The organism is Ruegeria sp. BF8, assembly GCF_056538625.1.
Genome location: NZ_JBQFTL010000004.1, coordinates 59,384 through 79,513 on the forward strand (window position 1 = coordinate 59,384; position 20,130 = coordinate 79,513).

The window sequence follows — 20,130 nt, forward strand, 5'->3', positions numbered from 1 at the left end:
GTAATCTGACAGGGAGACTTTGAAATGACCATGAAACTGACCCGCCGGGCCGCTTTGGGCACCGCCGCTGCGCTACCTTTTGCATCTATCGCGACACAGTCACTGGCTGCCGGGGCCGAAACCAAGGCCAACTCGACCGTCGCCCGCAGCTTTCAACTGGGCGATTTCACGGTCACGACCCTGTTGGATGGCAGCTTGCCGCGAGACGGCGCCCAAGAGATTTTCGGCGGTGGCGCGTCAGACGAGGAGTTTGCCAAGGTATCGGCCGACAATTTCATCTCGCCCGACATTGCCCAGTTCTTCTTCACGCCAACGCTCGTCAATACCGGATCCGAACTGATCCTGTTTGACACGGGATTGGGCCAAGGCGGTATCCAGAAGGCTCTGGCCGATGCGGGCGTTGGCCCCGAGGCGATCAACGTTGTCGTACTGACCCACATGCACCCCGACCACATTGGCGGCATGACGACCAACGATGCCGCGACCTTTCCGAACGCACGCTATGTGACCGCCGCGGCCGAGTATGATTTCTGGTCAGCACAGGAGGCCGGCAACCGCGTCGGCGATCTTGTGGCAGCCAAGGTCACTCCGATGGCCGAAAAGATGTCGTTCATCGAAGACGGTGGCGAGGTCGCATCCGGCGTGACCGCAATGGCGGCCTTCGGGCATACACCCGGACACATGGTCTATCATCTCGAAAGCAACGGTCAGCGGCTGATCCTGACCGCCGATCTTGCCAATCACTATGTCTGGTCCTTCGCGCATCCGGAATGGGAAGTCCGGTTTGACATGGACAAGGCAGCGGCCACCGCATCGCGTCGGAACGTGTTGGGTATGCTGGCCGCGGACAAGGTCCCGATGATCGGGTACCACATGCCTTTCCCGGCCGCCGGCTATGTCGAGCCGCGCGGCGAAGGCTTCCGCTTTGTACCTGTCAGCTATCAGATGATGGGTTGATCAATACCCCGGGTCCGGCCGTACTTTCGTACCGTCCGAAAACCGCGACAGTCGAAAGGCGGCCGGGTCCACACAAGGCGCTGTGTTCATCACCAGATCGGTCACCAGGCGGCCAGCACCGGGGCCTATGCCAAATCCATGTCCCGAAAATCCGGTCGCGATCACCAGTCCCGGGATTTCCTGCACGTTCGAGATGACCGGGATTGCATCCGGGGTCACATCGATCATCCCGGCCCAGCTCTGCACGATTTCGGCACCAACCAGTGCCGGAAGCGCCTGACCAGCCTTGGCCCATGACTTGCGGAGCGCCTTCTGCGACGGCTCGGGGTCCAGTATCCGACAGAGTTCGAACGGGGTTACGTCGGTGGGCGTCCATGACCTGCGCTGACGCGCCTCAATGGTCCAGCGGTGCGACAGGCGGAATCTGAGCGATTTCCATTCCTGCGCGAATGCCGGCAGGAATTTCGCGGCCAACCGAAAACTGTCAGGCACGATATCCACCGTGTTTTCATGGCCCGAGGCGATCGTGTACCCGCCGTCGGCGCGTTTGCGGATGGCAAAATCATCCGACCAAAGAGCTGTTTCCGGGCCTGGTTCCACAGGCGAGGTCCGCAGAACCGTGTTCAGCACCTTCAGCTGTGGCAGGGCGATTCCTTCGTTACCGGCAAACAACCGCGACCAAGCCCCCCCGGCCAGAACCACTTGATCGCAAGCGACCCGCCCCCGTTCCGTGTAAACCCCGGCAACACGACCAGCTTGCAGGTCGAGGCAGCGTACCGCGCAATTCGTCATGATGACCGCGCCTTGGTCACGCGCCGCCTCGGCCAACGCCGGAGCAACCCATTGCGGCTCGGCCCGCCCGTCCTGCGGCGTGAAAAGCGCGGCCTTCAGCTTGGTCTTGAGGCCGGGCATGTGCTGTTCCAACTCGGGTCCGGAAACCATGCGCGCGCCGGTCTGGTAGCCTTCGAGGTTTCGCAACCAGCGTTCCATATCAGCTGCGGACCGGTCGGTCCGCGCACCGAACAGAATGCCGGATTGCACATAGCCGGTTTTGCGCCCGATCCGCTCATCAAGCGATTGCCAGATCCTGAGCGATTCGGTCATCAACGGTATTTCGCGCGGGTCGCGCAGCCCCAGGCGAACCCAGCCCCAATTCCGTGAACTCTGTTCAGCGCCGATCTGGCCCTTTTCACACAAGAGGACGGAATTGCCACGTTCCGCCAGTTCCAGCGCGGTTGAGACACCGATAATCCCTCCGCCGACGATCACGACGTCAACGGATTTGGGCAGGCAAAGATCGGATTCTACAGGGTTGGGCTTGGGGCCGGGCATCAACGGATCTTGTTAGTCAGACACGAGCTTCATCGAGCCTTGGCAAACGTCATCCGGCAATCCTGAATAACGGAAAAAGCATCACTTTGTTCGGCTGTGTGGCGTCGATGCAAACGCCACAATGCAATTAGACCGGCACCCGGTTCAGGCCGCGCCCGAGAACTCGGCCCATTTCTGACGCAACAAAGCTGCGACACCCGAGTTTTGGGTCTCTGTCTCGGTCTCTTCGGGTTGAAGCTCGGGCAATTCCGGGTGTTTGGCTGAAAACTCCTCGGACGGCTCCTCGCTCTCTGCATCAGCCTCGGCCAACACACCGGCGATTGCCGCTTCCAGACGCGCCTCATCCAATTCGCGCGCCGGTGTCTCCATTGTCTTGTACCTCAACGGCGCATGCAGCGGTTTGTCATATCCATCAACCATCGGACCACCTAAACCTTATAACCGGCACCCCACCATGGATGCGTCACCAGAAAACTTGGTCTTCAACTGCGCTTCGGCCGACAGATCAATGCCCGGCCCCCGCGCGCCGATCTTTCAAAATATGTGGCAAGATCGGTCCTAAACTATGGCAAAAAAATGTCCAAAAAACAAGGATGCGGCCAAGCGCTGTCAGCAATTCCGCCCCACCTGCAGAACAGTTAGCATGAGACCCCCCTCATTGCCGCCCATTTGTAAACAAACACCCGGACCCGGGCACGGGGCGCTCAGCCGCAGTTTCCGTCAGCTCGGATCGCGCCAACGATTCACGATCGGATAGCGCCGGTCCAACCAGAAGGCCCGAGGTGTCAGGCGCGTGCCCGGCGCGGACTGAAAGCGTTTGTATTCGCTGATATAGATCAGGTGCTCGACCCGGCGGGCATCAGCCTCGTCGTACCCGGCTGCAACACAATCCGCGATCGAGCCATCCTGATCAACCAGGATGTCGAGAATGCCGTCCAGGACCGGGTAATCGGGAAGGCTGTCGCTGTCCTTCTGATCCTCGCGCAGCTCGGCACTGGGTGGTTTGTCGATGACCGAGGGGCGAATGACCTCGCCGGCCGGTCCTTTCATCCAGTCGCGGTGATTGGCATTGCGCCAGCGGCAGGTTTCGAACACCCGGGTCTTGTACAGATCCTTGATCGGGTTGTAGCCGCCATTCATGTCGCCATAGATCGTGGCATACCCGACCGCCACTTCGGATTTGTTGCCGGTGGTCAGCAGCATCTCGCCAAACTTGTTGGACATCGCCATCAACAGCAGACCGCGCAGACGGGACTGGATGTTCTCCTCGGTAATGTCGGCCTGAAGACCATCAAACAGCGGCGCCAGGGTCTCGGTGACGGCGGCGCGGGACTGGCTGATCGGAACATAGTCGTATCGCACACCCAGCGCCTTGGCGACGGCTTCGGCATCCTCCAGCGACTCGGCGCTGGTGTATTCCGACGGCAGCATCACGCAACGCACATTTTCGGCCCCGAGAGCGTCAACCGCGATGGCCGCAACAAGCGCGGAATCGACCCCTCCGGACAGTCCCAGCAGTGCTTTGGAAAATCCGGTCTTGCCCATATAGTCGCGCAACGCCTGCACCATGGCGCGATAGTCCTGCTCCCACGCGTCAGGCTGCTCGGCGATTTCGGCGGGGACGATGGCCCATCCTTCATCACCGCGCCGCAGATCGATCTGCATCACCGCCTCGTCGAAGACTGGCATTCGAAAGGCCAGTTCGCCGCCGGGATTCAGGCCAAATGTCCCGCCATCGAAAACCTGATCATCCTGCCCGCCCACCATGTTGAGGTAGATCACCGGCAGCCCGGTTTCGACCACACGGGCCACCATCTGGTTCAGGCGCACATCGTGCTTGTCGCGAAAATAGGGTGATCCGTTGGGGATCAGAAGAAACTCGGCGCCCGTCTCCTGCAACGTCTCGGCAACATCCTCGTGCCAACCATCCTCGCAGATCGGACTGCCGATGCGTGTGTTGCCCACCGCATAGGGGCCACCCAACGGCCCGGCGTCGAACAACCGAACCTCGTCGAACACAGTTTCGTTGGGCAAATGGTGTTTCAACACCTTGCTGACGATCCGCCCCCGGCTGAGGATCAGATAGGCGTTGTAGAGGTTGCCACCCTCGACCCAAGGCCCACCGATGGCCATCGCCGGACCATCCGCGCAGGATTCCGCCAACTGCTGCACAGCCGCCATGGCAGCCATGTGAAACGACGGCTTCAGAACCAGGTCCTGAGTGTTGTAACCGGTGACGAACATCTCTGGCAGAGCCACCAGATCGGCCCCCGCAGCGCGGCCCTGCTCCCATGCGGAACGGGCTTTTGCGGCGTTGCCTGCAATGTCGCCCACCGTCGGGTTCAGCTGCGCCAGCGTGATGCGGAAATGGTCGGCCATCTTTGCCCTCTTGCCCTCGTCACCTGAAAAGGCATTTAGCAGATCAGGCCGCAAGTGAAAGGCCAATGCGGCAAAACCCGTTGCCCGACCTTCATCAGTGTCATAGTTTTGCACGAACCAATGCACCACGGGACAATCGGGCAGGCAGGGACTACCATGAACGCTTTTCGTACAACGATTGCCGTTGCCGCAATGGGCATCGCCGCACAGAGCGCGTCCGCGCAGCAGGGCCAGATCATCACCGCAGATGACGATGTGGGCGGGGTCTACGAAGGCACCTTTGAAAACGGGCTGCGTCACGGAACCGGCACCTATCGCCTACCCGACGGCTTTGAATACACCGGTGAGTGGGTCGAAGGAGAAATTCAGGGCAAGGGCGTGGCACGTTACGCCAATGGATCGGTCTACGAGGGCGATTTCGTCAAAGGTCGCCCGCACGGCAAGGGCAAGATCACCTTTGCCGACGGCGGCACCTACGAGGGCGACTGGACCGACGGCGCCATAAACGGAACCGGCATCGCGCAATACGCGAACGGAATGCGTTACGAAGGTGGCTTCAAGAATGCCCAGCATGACGGCAAGGGCGTCATGACCGACTCCGGCGGCTATGTCTATGATGGCGACTGGGTGGACGGCGTTCGCCAGGGCAAAGCCAAGATCACCTATGCGGACGGCGCGGTATACGAAGGCGATATCGTTGCCGGCCAGCGTCAGGGCAACGGATCGCTGACCTTGCCCGACGGCATGATCTATTCCGGCGAATGGACCGAGGACCGGATCACCGGAACCGGCGTACTGAAACAGGCCAACGGTGATGTTTACGAAGGCGCCCTGGTGGACGGGCGCCGGCAGGGCAAGGGAAAGGCGACCTACGCGAACGGCGATACCTACGAAGGCGATTTCGTCGACGACCGCCGACACGGCAAGGGTACGTTCACTGGCACCGACGGCTATGTCTACACCGGAGATTGGAAAAACGGTCAGATCGAAGGGTTGGGCGAACTGACCTATCCCGACGGCTCGGTCTATGTCGGTGACTTCAAGGCGGACCTCGCCGATGGCAAAGGCCGGATCACCTATCCCGACGGGTCGTCCTATGACGGCGACTGGGTTGCGGGGGTGATCGAAGGTCAGGGCACCGCGACCTACACGAACGGCACGATCTACAAAGGACAGTTCAAGAATGCCCGAACGCACGGCACCGGCGTTCTGACCCGTGCCGACGGGTCTCGCTACGATGGCGAATGGGTAGACGGCGTGCGTCAAGGCAAGGGCACCGCCACCTACGCGGATGGAACGGTCTACACAGGTGACTTCCAGAACGGTCAGCGCCATGGCGAGGGCGAGGTCGTGATGGCGAATGGCTTCAAGTATTCCGGCCAGTGGACCGAAGGCAAAATCACCGGCTCAGGTGTCGCGACATATGCAAATGGCGATGTCTATGAAGGCAACTTCGTGAACGGCAAACGCCAGGGCTCTGGAACAATGCGCTATGCAAATGGCGAAGAGGAAAGCGGCACGTGGGAAAACGGCGCTCTGTCGGAAGCAGGCGCGGCACAACCATCGGGCAACGAGCCGCAGGCGCCTGAGGCCGAACAGGACCCGGAAGTCACCCCATCGGACGGATAGCCCGCTACCAGGGAACCGGTTGGCCGGCCCAGTCGAAGAACTGGCCGGTCTGATCAGCCGTCAGACCATCCAAAACCCGCAGAAGGTTTTGGGCGGCGTCACTCGGCTCGACCGCGGGATGGCGGCCCAGGTATTTCTGCGTGAACGGGGTCTTGACCGTTCCGGGGTGCAGGGCGACGCAGATCGCATCCTTGTGGGTTCGGGCCAGTTCAATTGCGGCCGTGTGCACGATCTGGTTCACCGCCGCCTTGGCCGCGCGATAGCTGACCCAGCCGCCCAGACGGTTGTCCCCGATCGAGCCCACGCGCGCCGACAGCACCGCAAACACCGCCCGGCCATTGCGCGGCAACAGGCGATGCGCGTGTTTCAGAACCAGCGCCGGTCCCACTGCGTTCAGGGCGAACTGATCCATCATGGCGTTGGCCGAAACCGCCCGAATGGTCTTTTCCGGTTCCGCCCCGTCGATCTCGAGCGCGCCGGACGCGACCAGAACAAGGTCGAACGGCCCCTTGATCCGGCCCAGCATCTCGTCGACCAGTTCCGGCTGCATCAGATCCAGCCCGTTTTCCGACCGCGACAGACCAACAACATGGACCGACCGCGACAGAAGCTCGTTGCAGACGGCCCGGCCTATCCCGCCGCTTGCACCTATGACCAAAGCATTTCTCATCACCCTCCAGCTAGCGGAGTTGCCCACGCAATCAATCCCCGTTTCCGATCCCTTCGCGAAATCAGACGGCCGCGCATTTTCCTTCTTTTCATTCCCGGTTCGGGGTGTATAACCTCGGACCCATGATCAACCGCGCAGATATCCCTTTTGCTTTCGCCGCTTCCGCCGGCGCTGCTCTGCTTGGCCTACTGATCCTAATCCGCCTCTGAGCGTGCCATCCGGCGCGCCCGCTCAGAGGAGGACGCCTGCGCGCCAATGGCTTTAGGACAGACAAGAAAGTGACTCCCATGACCAACGTGACCGACCAAGACCGCGTCTTGATCTTTGACACCACTTTGCGCGACGGCGAGCAAAGCCCCGGCGCCACCATGACCCATGACGAAAAGCTGGAAATCGCCGAGCTTCTGGATGACATGGGCGTCGACATCATCGAGGCCGGCTTTCCGATCGCCTCTGAGGGTGATTTCAAGGCCGTTTCGGAAATCGCGCAGCGGTCCAAGAACGCCCGCATCTGCGGCCTGGCGCGCGCCAATTTCGCCGATATCGACCGCTGCTGGGAGGCGGTGAAACACGCCGAAAAGAACCGGATCCACACCTTCATCGGCACCTCGCCGCTGCACCGCGCCATTCCGAACCTGACGCAGGACGAGATGGCCGAAAAGATCCACGAGACCGTCAGCCACGCCCGCAATCTTTGCGAAGACGTGCAATGGTCGCCGATGGATGCGACCCGGACCGAATGGGATTACCTGTGCCGCGTGATCGAGATTGCGATCAAGGCCGGCGCGACCACGATCAACATTCCCGATACGGTAGGCTACACCGCGCCGATTGAAAGCGCGGACCTGATCAAACGTCTGATCGAAACCGTTCCGGGCGCGGACGAAGTGGTTTTCGCCACCCATTGCCACAACGACCTTGGAATGGCGACCGCCAACTCTCTGGCCGCCGTTGCAGGCGGGGCCCGGCAGATCGAATGCACGATCAACGGCCTGGGCGAACGCGCGGGCAATACTGCGCTGGAAGAGGTCGTGATGGCCCTGCGCACCCGCAACGACATCATGCCGTGGAAGACGGGCATCGACACCACCAAGATCATGCACATCTCGCGTCGGGTGGCGACGGTTTCGGGCTTTCCGGTGCAGTTCAACAAGGCTATCGTCGGCAAGAACGCCTTCGCACATGAAAGCGGCATCCATCAGGATGGCATGCTGAAGAACCGCGAGAATTTCGAGATCATGCGCCCCGAGGATATCGGCCTTTCAGGCACCTCGCTTCCGTTGGGCAAGCATTCCGGCCGGGCCGCGCTGCGCGACAAACTGGAGACACTCGGCTATGAGATCGGGGACAACCAGCTCAAGGACATCTTCGTGCGGTTCAAGGATCTGGCCGACCGCAAGAAAGAGGTGTTCGACGACGACCTGATCGCGCTGATGAGTGCAGATGACGAGGCCAACGACCACCTGCAGCTGGTCTCGATGAAAGTCACCTGCGGCACCGGCGGTCAGGCCGAAGCGACGGTCGAACTGGAGGTCGACGGCAAGGATGTCATCGCCACCGAGCACGGCGACGGACCGGTCGACGCGACCTTCAAGGCGATCCGGGCCATCCACCCGAACAAGGCGCATCTGCAGCTCTACCAGGTGCATGCCGTCACCGAGGGCACCGACGCACAGGCCACTGTTTCCGTACGCCTGGAGGAAGACGGCATGATCGCCACGGGCCAATCCGCGAACACGGATACCGTGGTGGCGTCGGCCAAGGCCTATATCAGCGCGCTGAACCGTCTGATCATGCGCCGCGAAAAGGCCGGCCCGGGCGCGGATGCGCGCGAGATCAGCTACAAGGATCTGACCTGATCAGACATGGCAGGCAGGGCTCCCGCGCCCGCGGCAGCCCGGCTTCGCCGCGCAGCCTGACGGACTTGGGCCCGGCACCGCGCCAAGGCGCGGTGCCGGGCCCAACACGTTTGGCGGCATCTTTGATGCTGTCAGACGGGGCGGGAGGCCTTCGCGCCCCCGAAGCGCCGTCAGATCTTTGCGAACAGGTCGGAAAGACGCGCCGCTTCGTCTTCGATCCCGAAGGGCGCGTTGACCACGAACATGCCCGAACCGATCATCCGGTGACCCTCACGCGCGGGCGGAAACCGAACTTCGTGCACGAACGTCTTGGGAAGATCCAAGCCTTTCAGTGCCGACACCATAGTAACGTGGCGATCGTCCGTCAGTATCGGGTACCACAGGGTAATGAGACCCACGTTCCACTTGCGGTGATACTTGGCGATCAGCCCCGGCAGGCGGCCATAGTCCGCCTTTACCTCGTAGCTAGGGTCAATCAGCATCATCCCGCGCCGAGGCGTGGGCGGCAGAACCGACTGAGCCAGCTCGAACCCGTCCTGTCTGTAGGTCTTGGCACCGCGCCCGGTCAGCGCATTTATTAACGCTGCGTATTCCTGCGGATGAAGCTCGGCGAAATGCAGACTGTCCTGCGGACGCAGCAGGCTTGCCGTAATCATCGGCGAGCCCGGGTAGGCCGTTTCGCCAAACTGCGCCTGGACCGCGTGCAACGCGCGTGCCAGCGGGTGATCGTCGGCAAACCACCCGTTGCTCAGCGCGCGCCCGATCCCTGCCGCCGCCTCTCCGGTCTGCACGGCCTCGGCCGCATCGAGGTGGTACAGACCACGCCCCGAATGGGTCTCTAGATAGCTGATCGGCTTGTCCTTGCGGGTCATGTAGTCCAGCATCCATGCCAACAAAGCGTGCTTTTGCACGTCCGCCAGATTTCCCGCGTGGTAAATGTGTTGATATGAGAGCATGTTGCCTTCTAAAGTCCCTGTCAAAGAGGCGGAAAGGTGCTGATTTACGCGGAATCAGGCCTTTAACCGGGCGTCATGGCACCCTATAAGTCATCCGTCCCGGAACCGTCGAGTCGCGGGCAGTAGAAAACATCTGACAGACAGGATCAGGGGAATATGGGGATCTTTGACAGTTTGGGCGGCCTGTTCACAGCGGATATGGCCATCGACCTCGGGACGGCCAACACGCTGGTCTACGTCAAGGGGCGTGGCGTGATCCTGTCGGAACCCTCGGTTGTTGCCTACCATGTCAAGGATGGGGTCAAGAAGGTTCTGGCCGTGGGCGAGGACGCCAAGCTGATGCTGGGCCGCACCCCCGGCTCGATCGAGGCCATCCGCCCCATGCGCGAAGGGGTGATCGCCGATTTCGACACCGCAGAGGAGATGATCAAGCACTTCATCCGCAAGGTGCACAAGCGTTCGACCTTCTCGAAGCCCAAGATCATCGTCTGCGTTCCCCATGGGGCAACGCCGGTTGAAAAGCGCGCAATCCGTCAATCGGTTCTGTCAGCAGGCGCGCGGCGCGCGGGTCTGATCGCCGAGCCGATTGCCGCCGCCATCGGAGCCGGGATGCCGATCACCGATCCCACCGGCAACATGGTCGTGGATATCGGCGGCGGAACCACCGAAGTGGCTGTCCTGTCGCTGGGAGACATCGTCTATGCTCGCTCAGTCCGCGTGGGGGGCGACCGCATGGACGAGGCGATCATCTCGTACCTGCGTCGTCAGCAGAACCTGCTGGTGGGCGAATCCACCGCCGAGCGGATCAAGACCACCATCGGCACCGCCCGGATGCCCGATGACGGGCGCGGGCAGTCGATGCACATCCGCGGGCGCGACCTTCTGAACGGTGTTCCCAAAGAAATCGAGATCAGCCAGGCCCAGGTGGCCGAGGCGCTGTCGGAACCCGTCCAGCAGATCTGCGAGGCGGTGATGACCGCGCTGGAAACCACCCCGCCGGATCTGGCCGCGGACATCGTGGACCGGGGCGTGATGCTGACCGGTGGCGGCGCGCTGCTGGGTGATCTGGACCTGGCCCTGCGCGAACAGACCGGATTGGCCGTGTCGATTGCTGACGAAAGCCTGAATTGTGTGGCTTTGGGCACCGGCAAGGCACTGGAATACGAAAAACAGCTGCGCCACGCGATTGACTACGAAAGCTAAGGCGCGCACCCTCTGATCTGAGGGTTCAAGATCGGGCACGAGCAGCACGGGAAGGAGTCCTGTGGCAAAAGACCGAGCACAGCGCGACGACTACACCACCCCCCTGCGCCGCTTGTTCATGGGGATCGTTGTTCTGTGCCTGCTGGGCATATTCCTGGTTTGGCGCATCGACAGCCCGCGGGTCGAAAGGTTCCGGGCCCAAGTGGTGGATGCCGTTGTGCCCTCGATGGAATGGGCGATGGTTCCGGTCACGGCCGCGATTAACCTCGTACGGGATTTCCAAAGCTACCAAAGGCTGAGCGAGCAGAACCAGGAACTGCGCAGTGAACTGCGCCGCATGCGCGCCTGGAAAGAGGCGGCCCTGCAGCTGGAGCAGGAAAACGCGCGGCTTCTGGACCTGAACAACGTTCGACTGGATCCGCGTCTGACTTATATTACCGGGGTCGTCATGGCCGACAGCGGCTCGCCATTTCGGCAATCTGTCTTGCTGAACGTCGGCGAGCGTGACGGGATCGTCGACGGCTGGGCCGCAATGGACGGCATCGGGCTGGTGGGCCGGATTTCTGGCGTTGGCCCGGATACCGCGCGGGTCATCCTGTTGACCGACGCCTCGAGCGCGATTCCCGCCACGATCCAGCCCTCGGGCCAGACCGCGCTGATTACCGGTGACAATACCCCTGCCCCAGCCGTCGAGTTTCTTGAAAGCCGTGAACTGGTGCGACCCGGCGACCGTGTGGTGACCTCAGGCGACGGCGGCGTATTTCCTGCGGGCCTTCTGATCGGCCAGATCGCCGCCGATCCAGGGGGGCGTCTGCGCGTCCGACTGTCCGCGGATTTCGAGCGTTTGGAATTCCTACGCGTCCTGCGCTACCACTCGGCCGCCCCGATCCGAGACCCGGGCGGCATCGTCGGACCTCAGCGCCCCGAGGCTCTTCTCCCGACCGAGGAGGCCGCCGATGGATAGCGCCGCGTCACGTCTATGGCTGATGCGGGGCCTGTACCTGTTCCTCGCTCTGACGGTGATGTTCTTTCACCTGTTGCCTCTGAACACGCAACCGGGTCGTCTGCCCTTTCCTGACTTCCTGATCTGCCTGACCTTTGCATGGGTCCTCAGGCGGCCGGAATATGTACCGACACTCAGCATAGCTGCGGTCATGCTGATGGCCGACCTGTTGCTGCAACGGCCGCCGGGACTGCTGGCGGCATCCGTCGTCATCGGTTCTGCCTATCTGCGATCGGCAGGCCCCGGAATGCGCGACGTCGGATTCGTGGGCGAGTGGACGACGGTGGGCGTCGTCATCGCGGCAATCTTTGCCTTCAACCGGACAGTTTTGGCGCTGCTGTCCGTCAGTCAGGCCAGCATTGGCCCGGTATTTGTCCAAGTGGTCTTCACGGTCCTCGCCTACCCGCTTGTCGTTGCATTCAGCCAAACCATATTTGGCGTCCGCAGGCCATCTGCGGTAGATGTTGCCACTGTGGGAACACGCTCATGAAACGCACACCCAAAACACAAGGTGCCGCATACAAAAGGCTGACCCGGCGCGCGCTGGTGCTGGGTGGCATGCAATTCGCATTCGTCGGCGGCCTGGCGGCCCGCATGCGTTACATGCAGGTCGATCAGGCCGACCAATATCGCCTGTTGGCCGAAGAAAACCGCATCAACATCCGGCTCATTCCGCCAACCCGAGGGCGCATTTATGACCGCAATGGTCAGATCATCGGGCAGAATGCGCCGTCCTACCGCATCGTGATCGTGCGCGAGGATGCGGGCGACGTCGACAAGGTCATTGCCAAACTGTCACAACTGATTCCGCTGAACGAAGACGAGATCGAGCGGGCCAAAGCCGAGATGAAACGTACAGCGCCGTTTCTGCCGGTTACGCTGGCCGACCAGGTCACCTGGGAAGATATCTCGAAGGTGGCGATCAATGCCCCCGCCCTTCCCGGCGTCACGCCCGAAGTCGGACTGACCCGCCAATATCCCCGCTACGAGGATTTCGCCCATGTGGTCGGGTATGTCGGACCTGTCAGCGACTATGACCTGAGCAAGATGGAAGACCCCGAGCCGGTTCTGATGATCCCGCGCTTTCAGATCGGCAAGGTCGGGCTTGAGGCCAAGAAGGAAGACCTGCTGCGCGGCAAGACGGGCGCCAAGCGCGTCGAGGTCAACGCGACCGGCCGGGTGATGCGGGAACTTGACCGCCGCGAGGGCCAGCCCGGCGCCGACCTGCAATTGACCATCGACGCCGACCTGCAGGAATACGCACAGGCCCGGCTGGCCGGAGAAAGCGCCGCCGTGGTCGTGATCGACTGTGAGACGGGCGATCTGCGGGCCATCAGCTCGACCCCCAGCTTCGACCCCAATCTGTTCGTGCGAGGGATATCGGTCGCGGATTACCAGGCTCTGACCCAGGACAACCACCGCCCGCTGGCCAACAAGACGGTTCAGGGCACCTACCCGCCCGGTTCGACCTTCAAGATGATCACCGCGCTGGCCGCGCTCGAGGCCGGCGTCGTCGGTCCGGGCAACACCGTCTATTGTCCCGGCTACCTGAAGGTGGGCAGCCGTCGATTCCACTGCTGGAAGCGCGGCGGACACGGGATGGTCGATCTGGAGACCTCGTTGAAGCGCAGTTGCGACGTCTACTATTACGACGTCGCCCTGCGGGTCGGGATCGACAAGATTTCGGACATGGCGCGCAAATTCGGCCTCGGCATCAAACACGACCTGCCGATGTCCGCCGTGGCGGCTGGCCTTGCGCCGAACCAGGAATGGAAACAGACCACCCACGGACAGGACTGGCTGGTCGGCGACACGGCAAATGCCTCGATTGGGCAGGGCTTCATGTTGGCCTCGCCGATGCAACTGGCCGTCATGACTGCACGCATCGCGACCGGCCGATCGGTGACACCGCGTCTGATCCGCAGTGTCGACGGGGTCGAACAGCCTACGGGCGCGGGCGAGCCGCTGGACGTCAATCCGGCCAACTTGGAACAGGTGCGCAACGCGATGTACAAGGTCTCGAACGACCGTCGCGGCACCGCTTATCGCAGCCGGATCATCGCAGACGAATTCCGCATGGCCGGCAAGACGGGCACCAGCCAGGTGCGCAACATCACCAAGGCCGAACGGGCCGCCGGGGTCATCCGCAACGAAGACCTGCCCTGGGAACGGCGGGACCACGCGCTGTATGTCAGCTTTGCCCCTTACGACAATCCGAAATATGCGGTGGCCGTCGTGGTCGAACATGGCGGCGGCGGTTCGAAGGCTGCAGCCCCCGTGGCCCGGGACGTGATGCTGCAGGCTCTGTACAACGGCACCCCGCCGCTGGAAGCATATCCCGTGGCCGACCGCGACCGCATCAAGGAACAGCAGAAACGTCTGGAAGGTGATCGCCGCCCGAAAGCGCGCCCTGACGAAAAGGACCGCGCATGAGCTATCTTGAATATGCGGTCAAGACCACGCCGACGGGGATCCGCAAGGTTCTGTACATGAACTGGCCGCTGACGCTTTTGCTGATCAGCGTCGCAAGTGCCGGTTTTCTGATGCTGTATTCGGTGGCCGGCGGCTCGTGGTCGCCGTGGGCGGAACCACAGATGGAACGGTTTGGCCTGGGCCTGACGGTCATGTTCATCGTCGCATTGGTTCCGATCTGGTTCTGGCGCAACATGTCCGTCGTCGCCTATCTTGTTTCTTTGGGGCTTCTGCTGTTCGTCGAACTGTTCGGCACCATCGGCATGGGCGCGCAACGCTGGATCGACCTGGGGTTCATGCGCCTGCAGCCCTCCGAACTGGCAAAGGTGACTTTGGTCATGTTGCTGGCGGCCTACTACGATTGGCTTCCCTCCTACAAAACCTCGCGCCCGCTTTGGGTCTTGATCCCGGTTGTCCTGATCCTGATCCCGACCTTCATGGTGCTGCGCCAGCCCGATCTGGGAACCGCAATCCTGCTGTTGGCGGCCGGAGGAGGCCTGATGTTTCTGGCGGGCGTGCATTGGGCCTATTTCGCAGCGGTCATCGCGGCGGGTGTCGGCTTGGTTTCAACGGTGTTCAAAAGCCGTGGCACCGATTGGCAGTTGCTTAAGGACTATCAGTTCCGGCGCATCGACACATTCCTTGACCCCTCGACCGATCCGTTGGGCGCGGGGTATCACATCACCCAGTCCAAGATTGCCCTGGGATCCGGCGGCTGGAACGGTCGAGGCTTCATGCAAGGCACCCAGTCACGCCTGAACTTCCTGCCCGAAAAGCACACCGACTTCATCTTCACGACACTGGCCGAAGAGTTCGGTTTTGTCGGGGGCACAACCTTGTTGCTGCTTTACGGACTGATCCTGATCTTCTGCCTCGTCACGGCGCTGTCGACCAAGGACAGGTACTCATCGTTGGTGACACTGGGCATTTCGCTGAACTTCTTCCTGTTCTTCGCCGTCAACATGTCGATGGTCATGGGGCTGGCGCCGGTGGTCGGTGTTCCGTTGCCGATGGTCAGCTATGGGGGCTCGGCCATGTTGGTTCTGATGGCCGCCTTCGGCATCGTGCAAAGCGCGCATATTCACCGTCCTCGTTGATCCGAAAGGCCGACCATGTCCGTGAACGTCCTGTTTTCCGCCCGCCCGACACTTTGGCCGGTTTACGAGCCCTTGCTGAACATCGGGCTGGCCGATGCGGGGATCAAAGCCACTATCGCCACCGACCTGCCGCCCGATCAGGTGGATTACATCGTCTATGCACCCAATGGCGGGCTGCTTGATTTCACGTCCTACACGCGCGCAAAGGCCGTGCTCAGCCTATGGGCCGGTGTCGAGAAGATAGCCTCGAACGACACGCTGACCGTGCCGTTGGCCCGGATGGTCGATCACGGTCTTACCCAGGGCATGACCGAATGGGTCGTGGGGCACGTTCTGCGCTACCATCTGGGCATGGATCGACACATCACGGTCCAGGATGGGGAATGGGCCCCGGATCCGCCTCCGCTTGCCACACAGCGATCGGTCTGCGTTCTGGGACTTGGCGCCCTGGGGCAGGCTGCGGCACAGGCGCTGGCGGCGTTGAGCTTCAACGTGACAGGGTGGAGCCGTTCGGCCAAGGACGTGTCTGGTGTCACGTGCCTGCACGGACCAGACGGGCTGCGCGTGGCCCTGAGCCAGGCCGAGATACTCGTCCTGCTGCTGCCAGAAACGGTAGCCACGGAGAACACTCTGAACGCGGACACTCTGGCACTTCTGCCAAAAGGTGCGCGCATACTGAACCCCGGCCGAGGCCCGCTGATTGACGACGAAGCGCTGTTGCTGGCGCTGAACACCGGCCAAGTGGGGCATGCCACGCTGGATGTGTTCCGCGCCGAGCCGCTGCCCCCCGATCATCCGTACTGGGCGCATCCAAATGTGACTGTCACGCCGCATATCGCGTCGGAAACCCGGCCCGAAACGGCTGCGCAGGTGATTTGCGAAAACATCCAACGCAGCGAATCCGGACGGCCGCTGCTGCATCTCGTCGACCGCGCACTCGGGTACTAAGGCCATCGGGGGCCGCTGCCCCCGTCTTGCCGAGCGCTATTCGACCGCTACGCGTCCACCAGTCCCCGACCTTTCAGCAGGGCTTCGACACCCGGCAACCGGCCTCGGAACGCCATATAGAGATCTTCGGCCTCCTTCGAGCCTCCTTTGGACAGAATGTTGTCCTCCAGAGCCTGCGCCCGCTCGGGATCAAACGCGCCTCCTGCCTCTTCGAAGGCAGCAAATGCGTCGGCATCCATCACTTCGGACCACATGTAGCTGTAGTAACCCGAGCTGTAGCCATCACCCGCAAATACATGAGCGAAATGCGGCGTCGCGTGGCGCATACCGATGGCAAGCGGCATCCCGATCTCGGCCAGAACCTCAGCCTGCTTCGCCATGGGGTCCGCCGGGGCCGGACCGTCGTGAAAGGCCAGGTCGACCAGCGCCGAGGCGACATATTCGACCGTCTGAAAACCCTGATCGAAATTGGCGGCACCCAGAACTTTGTCCAGCAGTTGCGGTGGCATCGGAGCTCCAGTTTCGGCATGAGTTGCGAACTCGGCCAGAACCTCCGGTACTTCCAGCCAATGCTCATACAGTTGGCTGGGCAGCTCCACGAAATCCCGCGCAACACTGGTCCCCGAGATGCTGTCATAGGTCACATCCGACAGCATCTGGTGCAGTGCGTGCCCGAATTCATGAAACAGGGTCCGTGCGTCGTCATATGACAGCAGCGCCGGATCGCCCTTGGCGAAGTTGCAAACATTGATGACGATTGGCGTCTGGACCTTGGGAAACTTGGCCTGCACCCGCATCGCGCTGCACCACGCACCCGACCGTTTCGATCCACGCGCAAAATAGTCTCCGATGAATACGGCAACGTGTTTGCCACGCCGGGTCACCTCCCAGGCTCGGCAATCCGGATGGTACAGCGGCACGTCCAACGGCGCGAACTCCAACCCGAACAAGCGGTTGGCGCAGGTAAAGGCAGCCTCGATCATGCGCTCCAGCTGCAGGTAGGGTTTGAGTTCTGCCTCATCCAGATCATGCTCGGCCTTGCGCCGTTTTGCGGCATAGTACCGCCAGTCCCAGGGTTCGAGCGGACCGTTGGCGCCGTCCTCCTGCATCATCCGCGTCAGGATCTCCGCGTCGGCCTCGGCCCGGGCCTTGGCGGGTGCCCAGACCTGCATCAGCAAGTCGCGCACCCGTTCGGGGGTTCGGGCCATCTCGGTCTCGAGCTTGAAGGCCGCAAAGCTGTCATAGCCCAGCAGTTTGGCCCGTTCCTCGCGTAGCTGAAGGATTTCGGCGGCAATCGCTCGGTTGTCGGTCTCGCCTCCGTTTGCCCCGCGTGACGCCCAGGCGCGGTAAGCCTTTTCGCGCAGGTCGCGACGTGGCGAGAACTGCAGGAACGGCACGATCAGAGACCGCGACAGCGTGACAACCGGCCCCTTGGCCCCTTTTTCCCGACCGGCCGCGTGTGCCGCATCAACCACGAAACCCGGCAGTCCCGCCAGGTCATCTTCAGTCAGCTCCATGAACCAGCCACGCTCGTCCGCCAGCAGGTTTTGCGTGAACGCGGTGCCCAATGACGCCAGACGCGCCTTGATCTCCTGCATCCGGGCATCTTCCGCCCCGTGCAGCGCCGCACCCGAGCGGACGAACCCGCGATGGGTGAGCATCAAAACCCGATCCTGTTCCTCGGTCAGATCCAGCGCATCTCGTTTCGCCCAAAGGTCGTCCACACGCTGGAACAGCGCCTTGTTCGAGGAAATTGCGGCAAAATGCGCTGCAAGCTTGGGCGAAAACTCCCGTTGCAACGCCTCGCGCTCCGGGTTGCTGTCTGCGCCAGCGACCGTGAAGAACACCGACAGAACCTTGTTCAAGGCCTCGCCCGCCGCTTCCAGCGCTTCGATCGTGTTGGCAAAACTCGCGGGCTGAGTATTCGTCGCGATGGTGTCGATCTCGTCGGCATGGGCCTGCAGAGCAGCTTCCAGTGCCGGGGCAAAATCGTCATCCGAGATTTCGGCAAAGGGCGCGATTTCGAACGGGATCGTCCAGTCGGACAGGATCGGATTGGTCATTGGGGTCTCCTTCAAGCGTCAAGCTAGGAATGCAGGGCAAGATCGTCCAGTGGCCGCGATCAAACGGGTTGACCGCAAACCGGGCAATCGTCCCGCCGGGACAGGGTGATCTTGCGGCTTTCGCCATAAAGCGCGTCATAGATCAGCATCTCGCCACGCAAGGCCTGACCTGCACCCGTGACTACCTTGACCGCCTCGACCGCCATCATCGCCCCCACCACGCCCGGCAGTGGTCCGACCACCCCAGCCTCGGCGCAGGAAGGCGCAAGACCCGGCGCAGGCGCTTCGGGAAAAATGCATTGGTAGCAAGGGGCGTTGTTGGCGGGGTCAAACACGCTCAGTTGACCTTCCCATTGGGACAGCGCGCCTGAGATCAGGGGCTTGCCCAAAGCCACCGCTGTGCGATTTGCCAGATACCGGGTTTCGAAATTGTCGGTGCCGTCGAGGATAAGGTCATAATCCGCGAACAGGTCGGCCGCGATGTCGTCCGTCAGGCGGCGGTGATAGGGGCGAACGATGACATTGGGGTTCTGCGCCTCCATTGCTTGCTGCGCAGAAAAGACTTTGGGCATTCCGATATCGGCATCCCGATGGATGACCTGCCGCTGCAGATTGGCATTCTCGACCACGTCATCATCAATGACGCCAATCGTGCCCACGCCGGCGGCGGCAAGGTACTGCAGCGCCGGTGCGCCCAATCCACCTGCCCCGATCACCAATACACGAGCGGTCTTCATCCGTTTCTGCCCGGGTCCACCAAGCTCGCGCAGGACGATGTGACGGGCATAGCGCTCCAGTTCGGCTTCGCTGAACTGGTCAGATGGGCTGTGCGGTCGAATATCCGACGGTGGATTGGCCCGGCGCCTCAGGGCTTTCACCACAGCGCCATAACCCATGGCCAGCAGAACGAAGCCACCCAGGATCAGCCACATCGCGGCCGAGCCGCCTGTGGCCTCGCGCAGTGGGTTCCCGTCGGGCAAAACCAGATGAGACAGAACCACACCTGCCAGCAACACCAAAACCGACACCCAACGGGCAGTACGCGAGGCACCAGCGAGGTAGCCAAGCCCCCACAGCCCCGCTGCCAGTGCCAGTACCAGAACCATCAGGCGCGCCCCGTGGATCCGAACCCACCGGAACCGCGCTGCGATTCCTGCAGGCTGTCCGCCATCTCGAACCGCGCCTGGATCACCGGGGCCACGACAAGCTGCGCAATTCTGTCGCCATGTCCGATTTCAAAGGCTTCCTGACCCGCATTCAGCACGATCACCCCCAAGGGACCGCGATAGTCGCTGTCGATCGTGCCCGGTGCGTTCGGCAGCGTGATCCCGTGTTTCAACGCAAGTCCCGAGCGCGGACGCACCTGGATCTCATATCCATCCGGAATCTCTACCCGCAGGCCGGTCGGAACCAAGGCGCGCTCACCGGGTTGAAGGGTGATCGATCCTCGATCAGGCAGGTTGGCCCGCACATCCGCGCCGGCTGCCCCGGCCGTTTCATAGGACGGCAATGCAATGGCCGGATCGGCCCCGTCTTCTCGGATCACCCGGATTGCCACCATC

17 protein-coding genes are annotated in these 20,130 nt (G+C 62.0%); 9 read left to right on the forward strand and 8 right to left on the reverse strand.

Annotation, left to right across the window (positions count from 1 at the left end):
- Positions 1 to 24 precede the first annotated feature (24 nt).
- Positions 25 to 957 carry an MBL fold metallo-hydrolase gene (locus ACR0LD_RS13900; RefSeq protein WP_093963417.1) on the forward strand — a complete coding sequence of 311 codons (933 nt, stop codon included), beginning with the start codon at positions 25 to 27 and terminating at the stop codon, positions 955 to 957.
- Here the strand turns inward: ACR0LD_RS13900 and ACR0LD_RS13905 are convergent, their stop codons facing one another.
- The 3 genes from ACR0LD_RS13905 to ACR0LD_RS13915 all read right to left on the reverse strand — a co-directional run bounded on the left by ACR0LD_RS13905 (position 958) and on the right by ACR0LD_RS13915 (position 4,668).
- Positions 958 to 2,289 carry an NAD(P)/FAD-dependent oxidoreductase gene (locus tag ACR0LD_RS13905; RefSeq protein WP_480637486.1) on the reverse strand — a complete coding sequence of 444 codons (1,332 nt, stop codon included), beginning with the start codon at positions 2,287 to 2,289 and terminating at the stop codon, positions 958 to 960.
- A 144-nt stretch (positions 2,290 to 2,433) separates the two neighbouring features.
- Complete coding sequence (locus ACR0LD_RS13910; protein WP_170343276.1) at positions 2,434 to 2,709, reverse strand: hypothetical protein; 276 nt, start codon at positions 2,707 to 2,709, stop codon at positions 2,434 to 2,436.
- 300 nt (positions 2,710 to 3,009) lie between these two features.
- The gene (locus ACR0LD_RS13915; protein ID WP_170438447.1) at positions 3,010 to 4,668 is read right to left on the reverse strand and encodes an NAD+ synthase; all 1,659 of its coding nucleotides are present in this window, start codon (positions 4,666 to 4,668) and stop codon (positions 3,010 to 3,012) included.
- Positions 4,669 to 4,824: 156 nt separating this feature from the next.
- Here ACR0LD_RS13915 and ACR0LD_RS13920 point away from each other — a divergent pair, with 156 nt between their 5' ends.
- A complete protein-coding gene (locus ACR0LD_RS13920) occupies positions 4,825 to 6,297 on the forward strand; it encodes an MORN repeat-containing protein (RefSeq protein ID WP_480637488.1) in 1,473 nt (490 codons plus the stop codon).
- A gap of 4 nt (positions 6,298 to 6,301) precedes the next feature.
- Here ACR0LD_RS13920 and ACR0LD_RS13925 read toward each other — a convergent pair whose 3' ends face one another.
- On the reverse strand, positions 6,302 to 6,967 hold the full coding sequence (locus ACR0LD_RS13925; protein WP_480637490.1) for an SDR family NAD(P)-dependent oxidoreductase: 666 nt from the start codon (positions 6,965 to 6,967) through the stop codon (positions 6,302 to 6,304).
- 287 nt (positions 6,968 to 7,254) lie between these two features.
- On the opposite strand from ACR0LD_RS13925, the gene ACR0LD_RS13930 reads away from it, so the two are divergent.
- Complete coding sequence (locus ACR0LD_RS13930) at positions 7,255 to 8,826, forward strand: 2-isopropylmalate synthase (protein ID WP_480637492.1); 1,572 nt, start codon at positions 7,255 to 7,257, stop codon at positions 8,824 to 8,826.
- 170 nt (positions 8,827 to 8,996) lie between these two features.
- On the opposite strand, the gene ACR0LD_RS13935 is transcribed toward ACR0LD_RS13930, so the two are convergent.
- Entirely contained in the window at positions 8,997 to 9,782 is a 786-nt protein-coding gene (locus ACR0LD_RS13935) for a 23S rRNA (adenine(2030)-N(6))-methyltransferase RlmJ (RefSeq protein WP_480637494.1), read from the reverse strand.
- A gap of 156 nt (positions 9,783 to 9,938) precedes the next feature.
- On the opposite strand from ACR0LD_RS13935, the gene ACR0LD_RS13940 reads away from it, so the two are divergent.
- The 6 genes from ACR0LD_RS13940 (at position 9,939) to ACR0LD_RS13965 (ending at position 16,505) form a co-directional block, all read left to right on the forward strand.
- On the forward strand, positions 9,939 to 10,985 hold the full coding sequence (locus ACR0LD_RS13940) for a rod shape-determining protein (protein ID WP_093963423.1): 1,047 nt from the start codon (positions 9,939 to 9,941) through the stop codon (positions 10,983 to 10,985).
- A 61-nt stretch (positions 10,986 to 11,046) separates the two neighbouring features.
- Positions 11,047 to 11,949 (forward strand): rod shape-determining protein MreC, encoded by a 903-nt coding sequence (mreC, locus tag ACR0LD_RS13945; RefSeq protein WP_480637496.1) that lies wholly within the window; start codon positions 11,047 to 11,049, stop codon positions 11,947 to 11,949.
- Positions 11,942 to 12,478, forward strand: coding sequence for a rod shape-determining protein MreD (locus ACR0LD_RS13950; protein ID WP_170342115.1), 537 nt, complete (start codon positions 11,942 to 11,944; stop codon positions 12,476 to 12,478). Before mreC ends, ACR0LD_RS13950 begins: the two co-directional genes overlap by 8 nt.
- Entirely contained in the window at positions 12,475 to 14,421 is a 1,947-nt protein-coding gene (gene mrdA / locus ACR0LD_RS13955) for a penicillin-binding protein 2 (protein WP_480637498.1), read from the forward strand. Before ACR0LD_RS13950 ends, mrdA begins: the two co-directional genes overlap by 4 nt.
- Positions 14,418 to 15,557: a rod shape-determining protein RodA gene (gene rodA / locus ACR0LD_RS13960; protein WP_170343283.1), complete on the forward strand. Its 1,140-nt coding sequence runs from the start codon at positions 14,418 to 14,420 to the stop codon at positions 15,555 to 15,557. Before mrdA ends, rodA begins: the two co-directional genes overlap by 4 nt.
- 15 nt (positions 15,558 to 15,572) lie before the next feature.
- Positions 15,573 to 16,505 carry a 2-hydroxyacid dehydrogenase gene (locus ACR0LD_RS13965; protein WP_480637499.1) on the forward strand — a complete coding sequence of 311 codons (933 nt, stop codon included), beginning with the start codon at positions 15,573 to 15,575 and terminating at the stop codon, positions 16,503 to 16,505.
- Between the two features lie 47 nt (positions 16,506 to 16,552).
- Here the strand turns inward: ACR0LD_RS13965 and ACR0LD_RS13970 are convergent, their stop codons facing one another.
- Genes ACR0LD_RS13970 through dut form a run of 3 tightly spaced genes read right to left on the reverse strand, consistent with a single transcriptional unit; the run spans position 16,553 to position 20,129 of the window.
- Positions 16,553 to 18,568 (reverse strand): M3 family metallopeptidase, encoded by a 2,016-nt coding sequence (locus tag ACR0LD_RS13970; RefSeq protein WP_480637501.1) that lies wholly within the window; start codon positions 18,566 to 18,568, stop codon positions 16,553 to 16,555.
- Between the two features lie 59 nt (positions 18,569 to 18,627).
- Complete coding sequence (locus ACR0LD_RS13975; RefSeq protein ID WP_480637503.1) at positions 18,628 to 19,674, reverse strand: HesA/MoeB/ThiF family protein; 1,047 nt, start codon at positions 19,672 to 19,674, stop codon at positions 18,628 to 18,630.
- Positions 19,674 to 20,129: a dUTP diphosphatase gene (dut, locus tag ACR0LD_RS13980; RefSeq protein ID WP_170342597.1), complete on the reverse strand. Its 456-nt coding sequence runs from the start codon at positions 20,127 to 20,129 to the stop codon at positions 19,674 to 19,676. The genes ACR0LD_RS13975 and dut overlap by 1 nt, the downstream gene beginning before the upstream one ends.
- Between the last annotated feature and the right edge of the window lies 1 nt (position 20,130).

Coding starts and splice junctions, on each gene's coding strand:
- ACR0LD_RS13900 (WP_093963417.1), top strand. CDS start 25: ATGACCATGAAACTGACCCGCCGGGCCGCTTTGGGCACCGCCGCTGCG.
- ACR0LD_RS13905 (WP_480637486.1), bottom strand. CDS start 2,289: ATGCCCGGCCCCAAGCCCAACCCTGTAGAATCCGATCTTTGCCTGCCC.
- ACR0LD_RS13910 (WP_170343276.1), bottom strand. CDS start 2,709: ATGGTTGATGGATATGACAAACCGCTGCATGCGCCGTTGAGGTACAAG.
- ACR0LD_RS13915 (WP_170438447.1), bottom strand. CDS start 4,668: ATGGCCGACCATTTCCGCATCACGCTGGCGCAGCTGAACCCGACGGTG.
- ACR0LD_RS13920 (WP_480637488.1), top strand. CDS start 4,825: ATGAACGCTTTTCGTACAACGATTGCCGTTGCCGCAATGGGCATCGCC.
- ACR0LD_RS13925 (WP_480637490.1), bottom strand. CDS start 6,967: ATGAGAAATGCTTTGGTCATAGGTGCAAGCGGCGGGATAGGCCGGGCC.
- ACR0LD_RS13930 (WP_480637492.1), top strand. CDS start 7,255: ATGACCAACGTGACCGACCAAGACCGCGTCTTGATCTTTGACACCACT.
- ACR0LD_RS13935 (WP_480637494.1), bottom strand. CDS start 9,782: ATGCTCTCATATCAACACATTTACCACGCGGGAAATCTGGCGGACGTG.
- ACR0LD_RS13940 (WP_093963423.1), top strand. CDS start 9,939: ATGGGGATCTTTGACAGTTTGGGCGGCCTGTTCACAGCGGATATGGCC.
- ACR0LD_RS13950 (WP_170342115.1), top strand. CDS start 11,942: ATGGATAGCGCCGCGTCACGTCTATGGCTGATGCGGGGCCTGTACCTG.
- mrdA (WP_480637498.1), top strand. CDS start 12,475: ATGAAACGCACACCCAAAACACAAGGTGCCGCATACAAAAGGCTGACC.
- rodA (WP_170343283.1), top strand. CDS start 14,418: ATGAGCTATCTTGAATATGCGGTCAAGACCACGCCGACGGGGATCCGC.
- ACR0LD_RS13965 (WP_480637499.1), top strand. CDS start 15,573: ATGTCCGTGAACGTCCTGTTTTCCGCCCGCCCGACACTTTGGCCGGTT.
- ACR0LD_RS13970 (WP_480637501.1), bottom strand. CDS start 18,568: ATGACCAATCCGATCCTGTCCGACTGGACGATCCCGTTCGAAATCGCG.
- ACR0LD_RS13975 (WP_480637503.1), bottom strand. CDS start 19,674: ATGGTTCTGGTACTGGCACTGGCAGCGGGGCTGTGGGGGCTTGGCTAC.
- dut (WP_170342597.1), bottom strand. CDS start 20,129: ATGGTGGCAATCCGGGTGATCCGAGAAGACGGGGCCGATCCGGCCATT.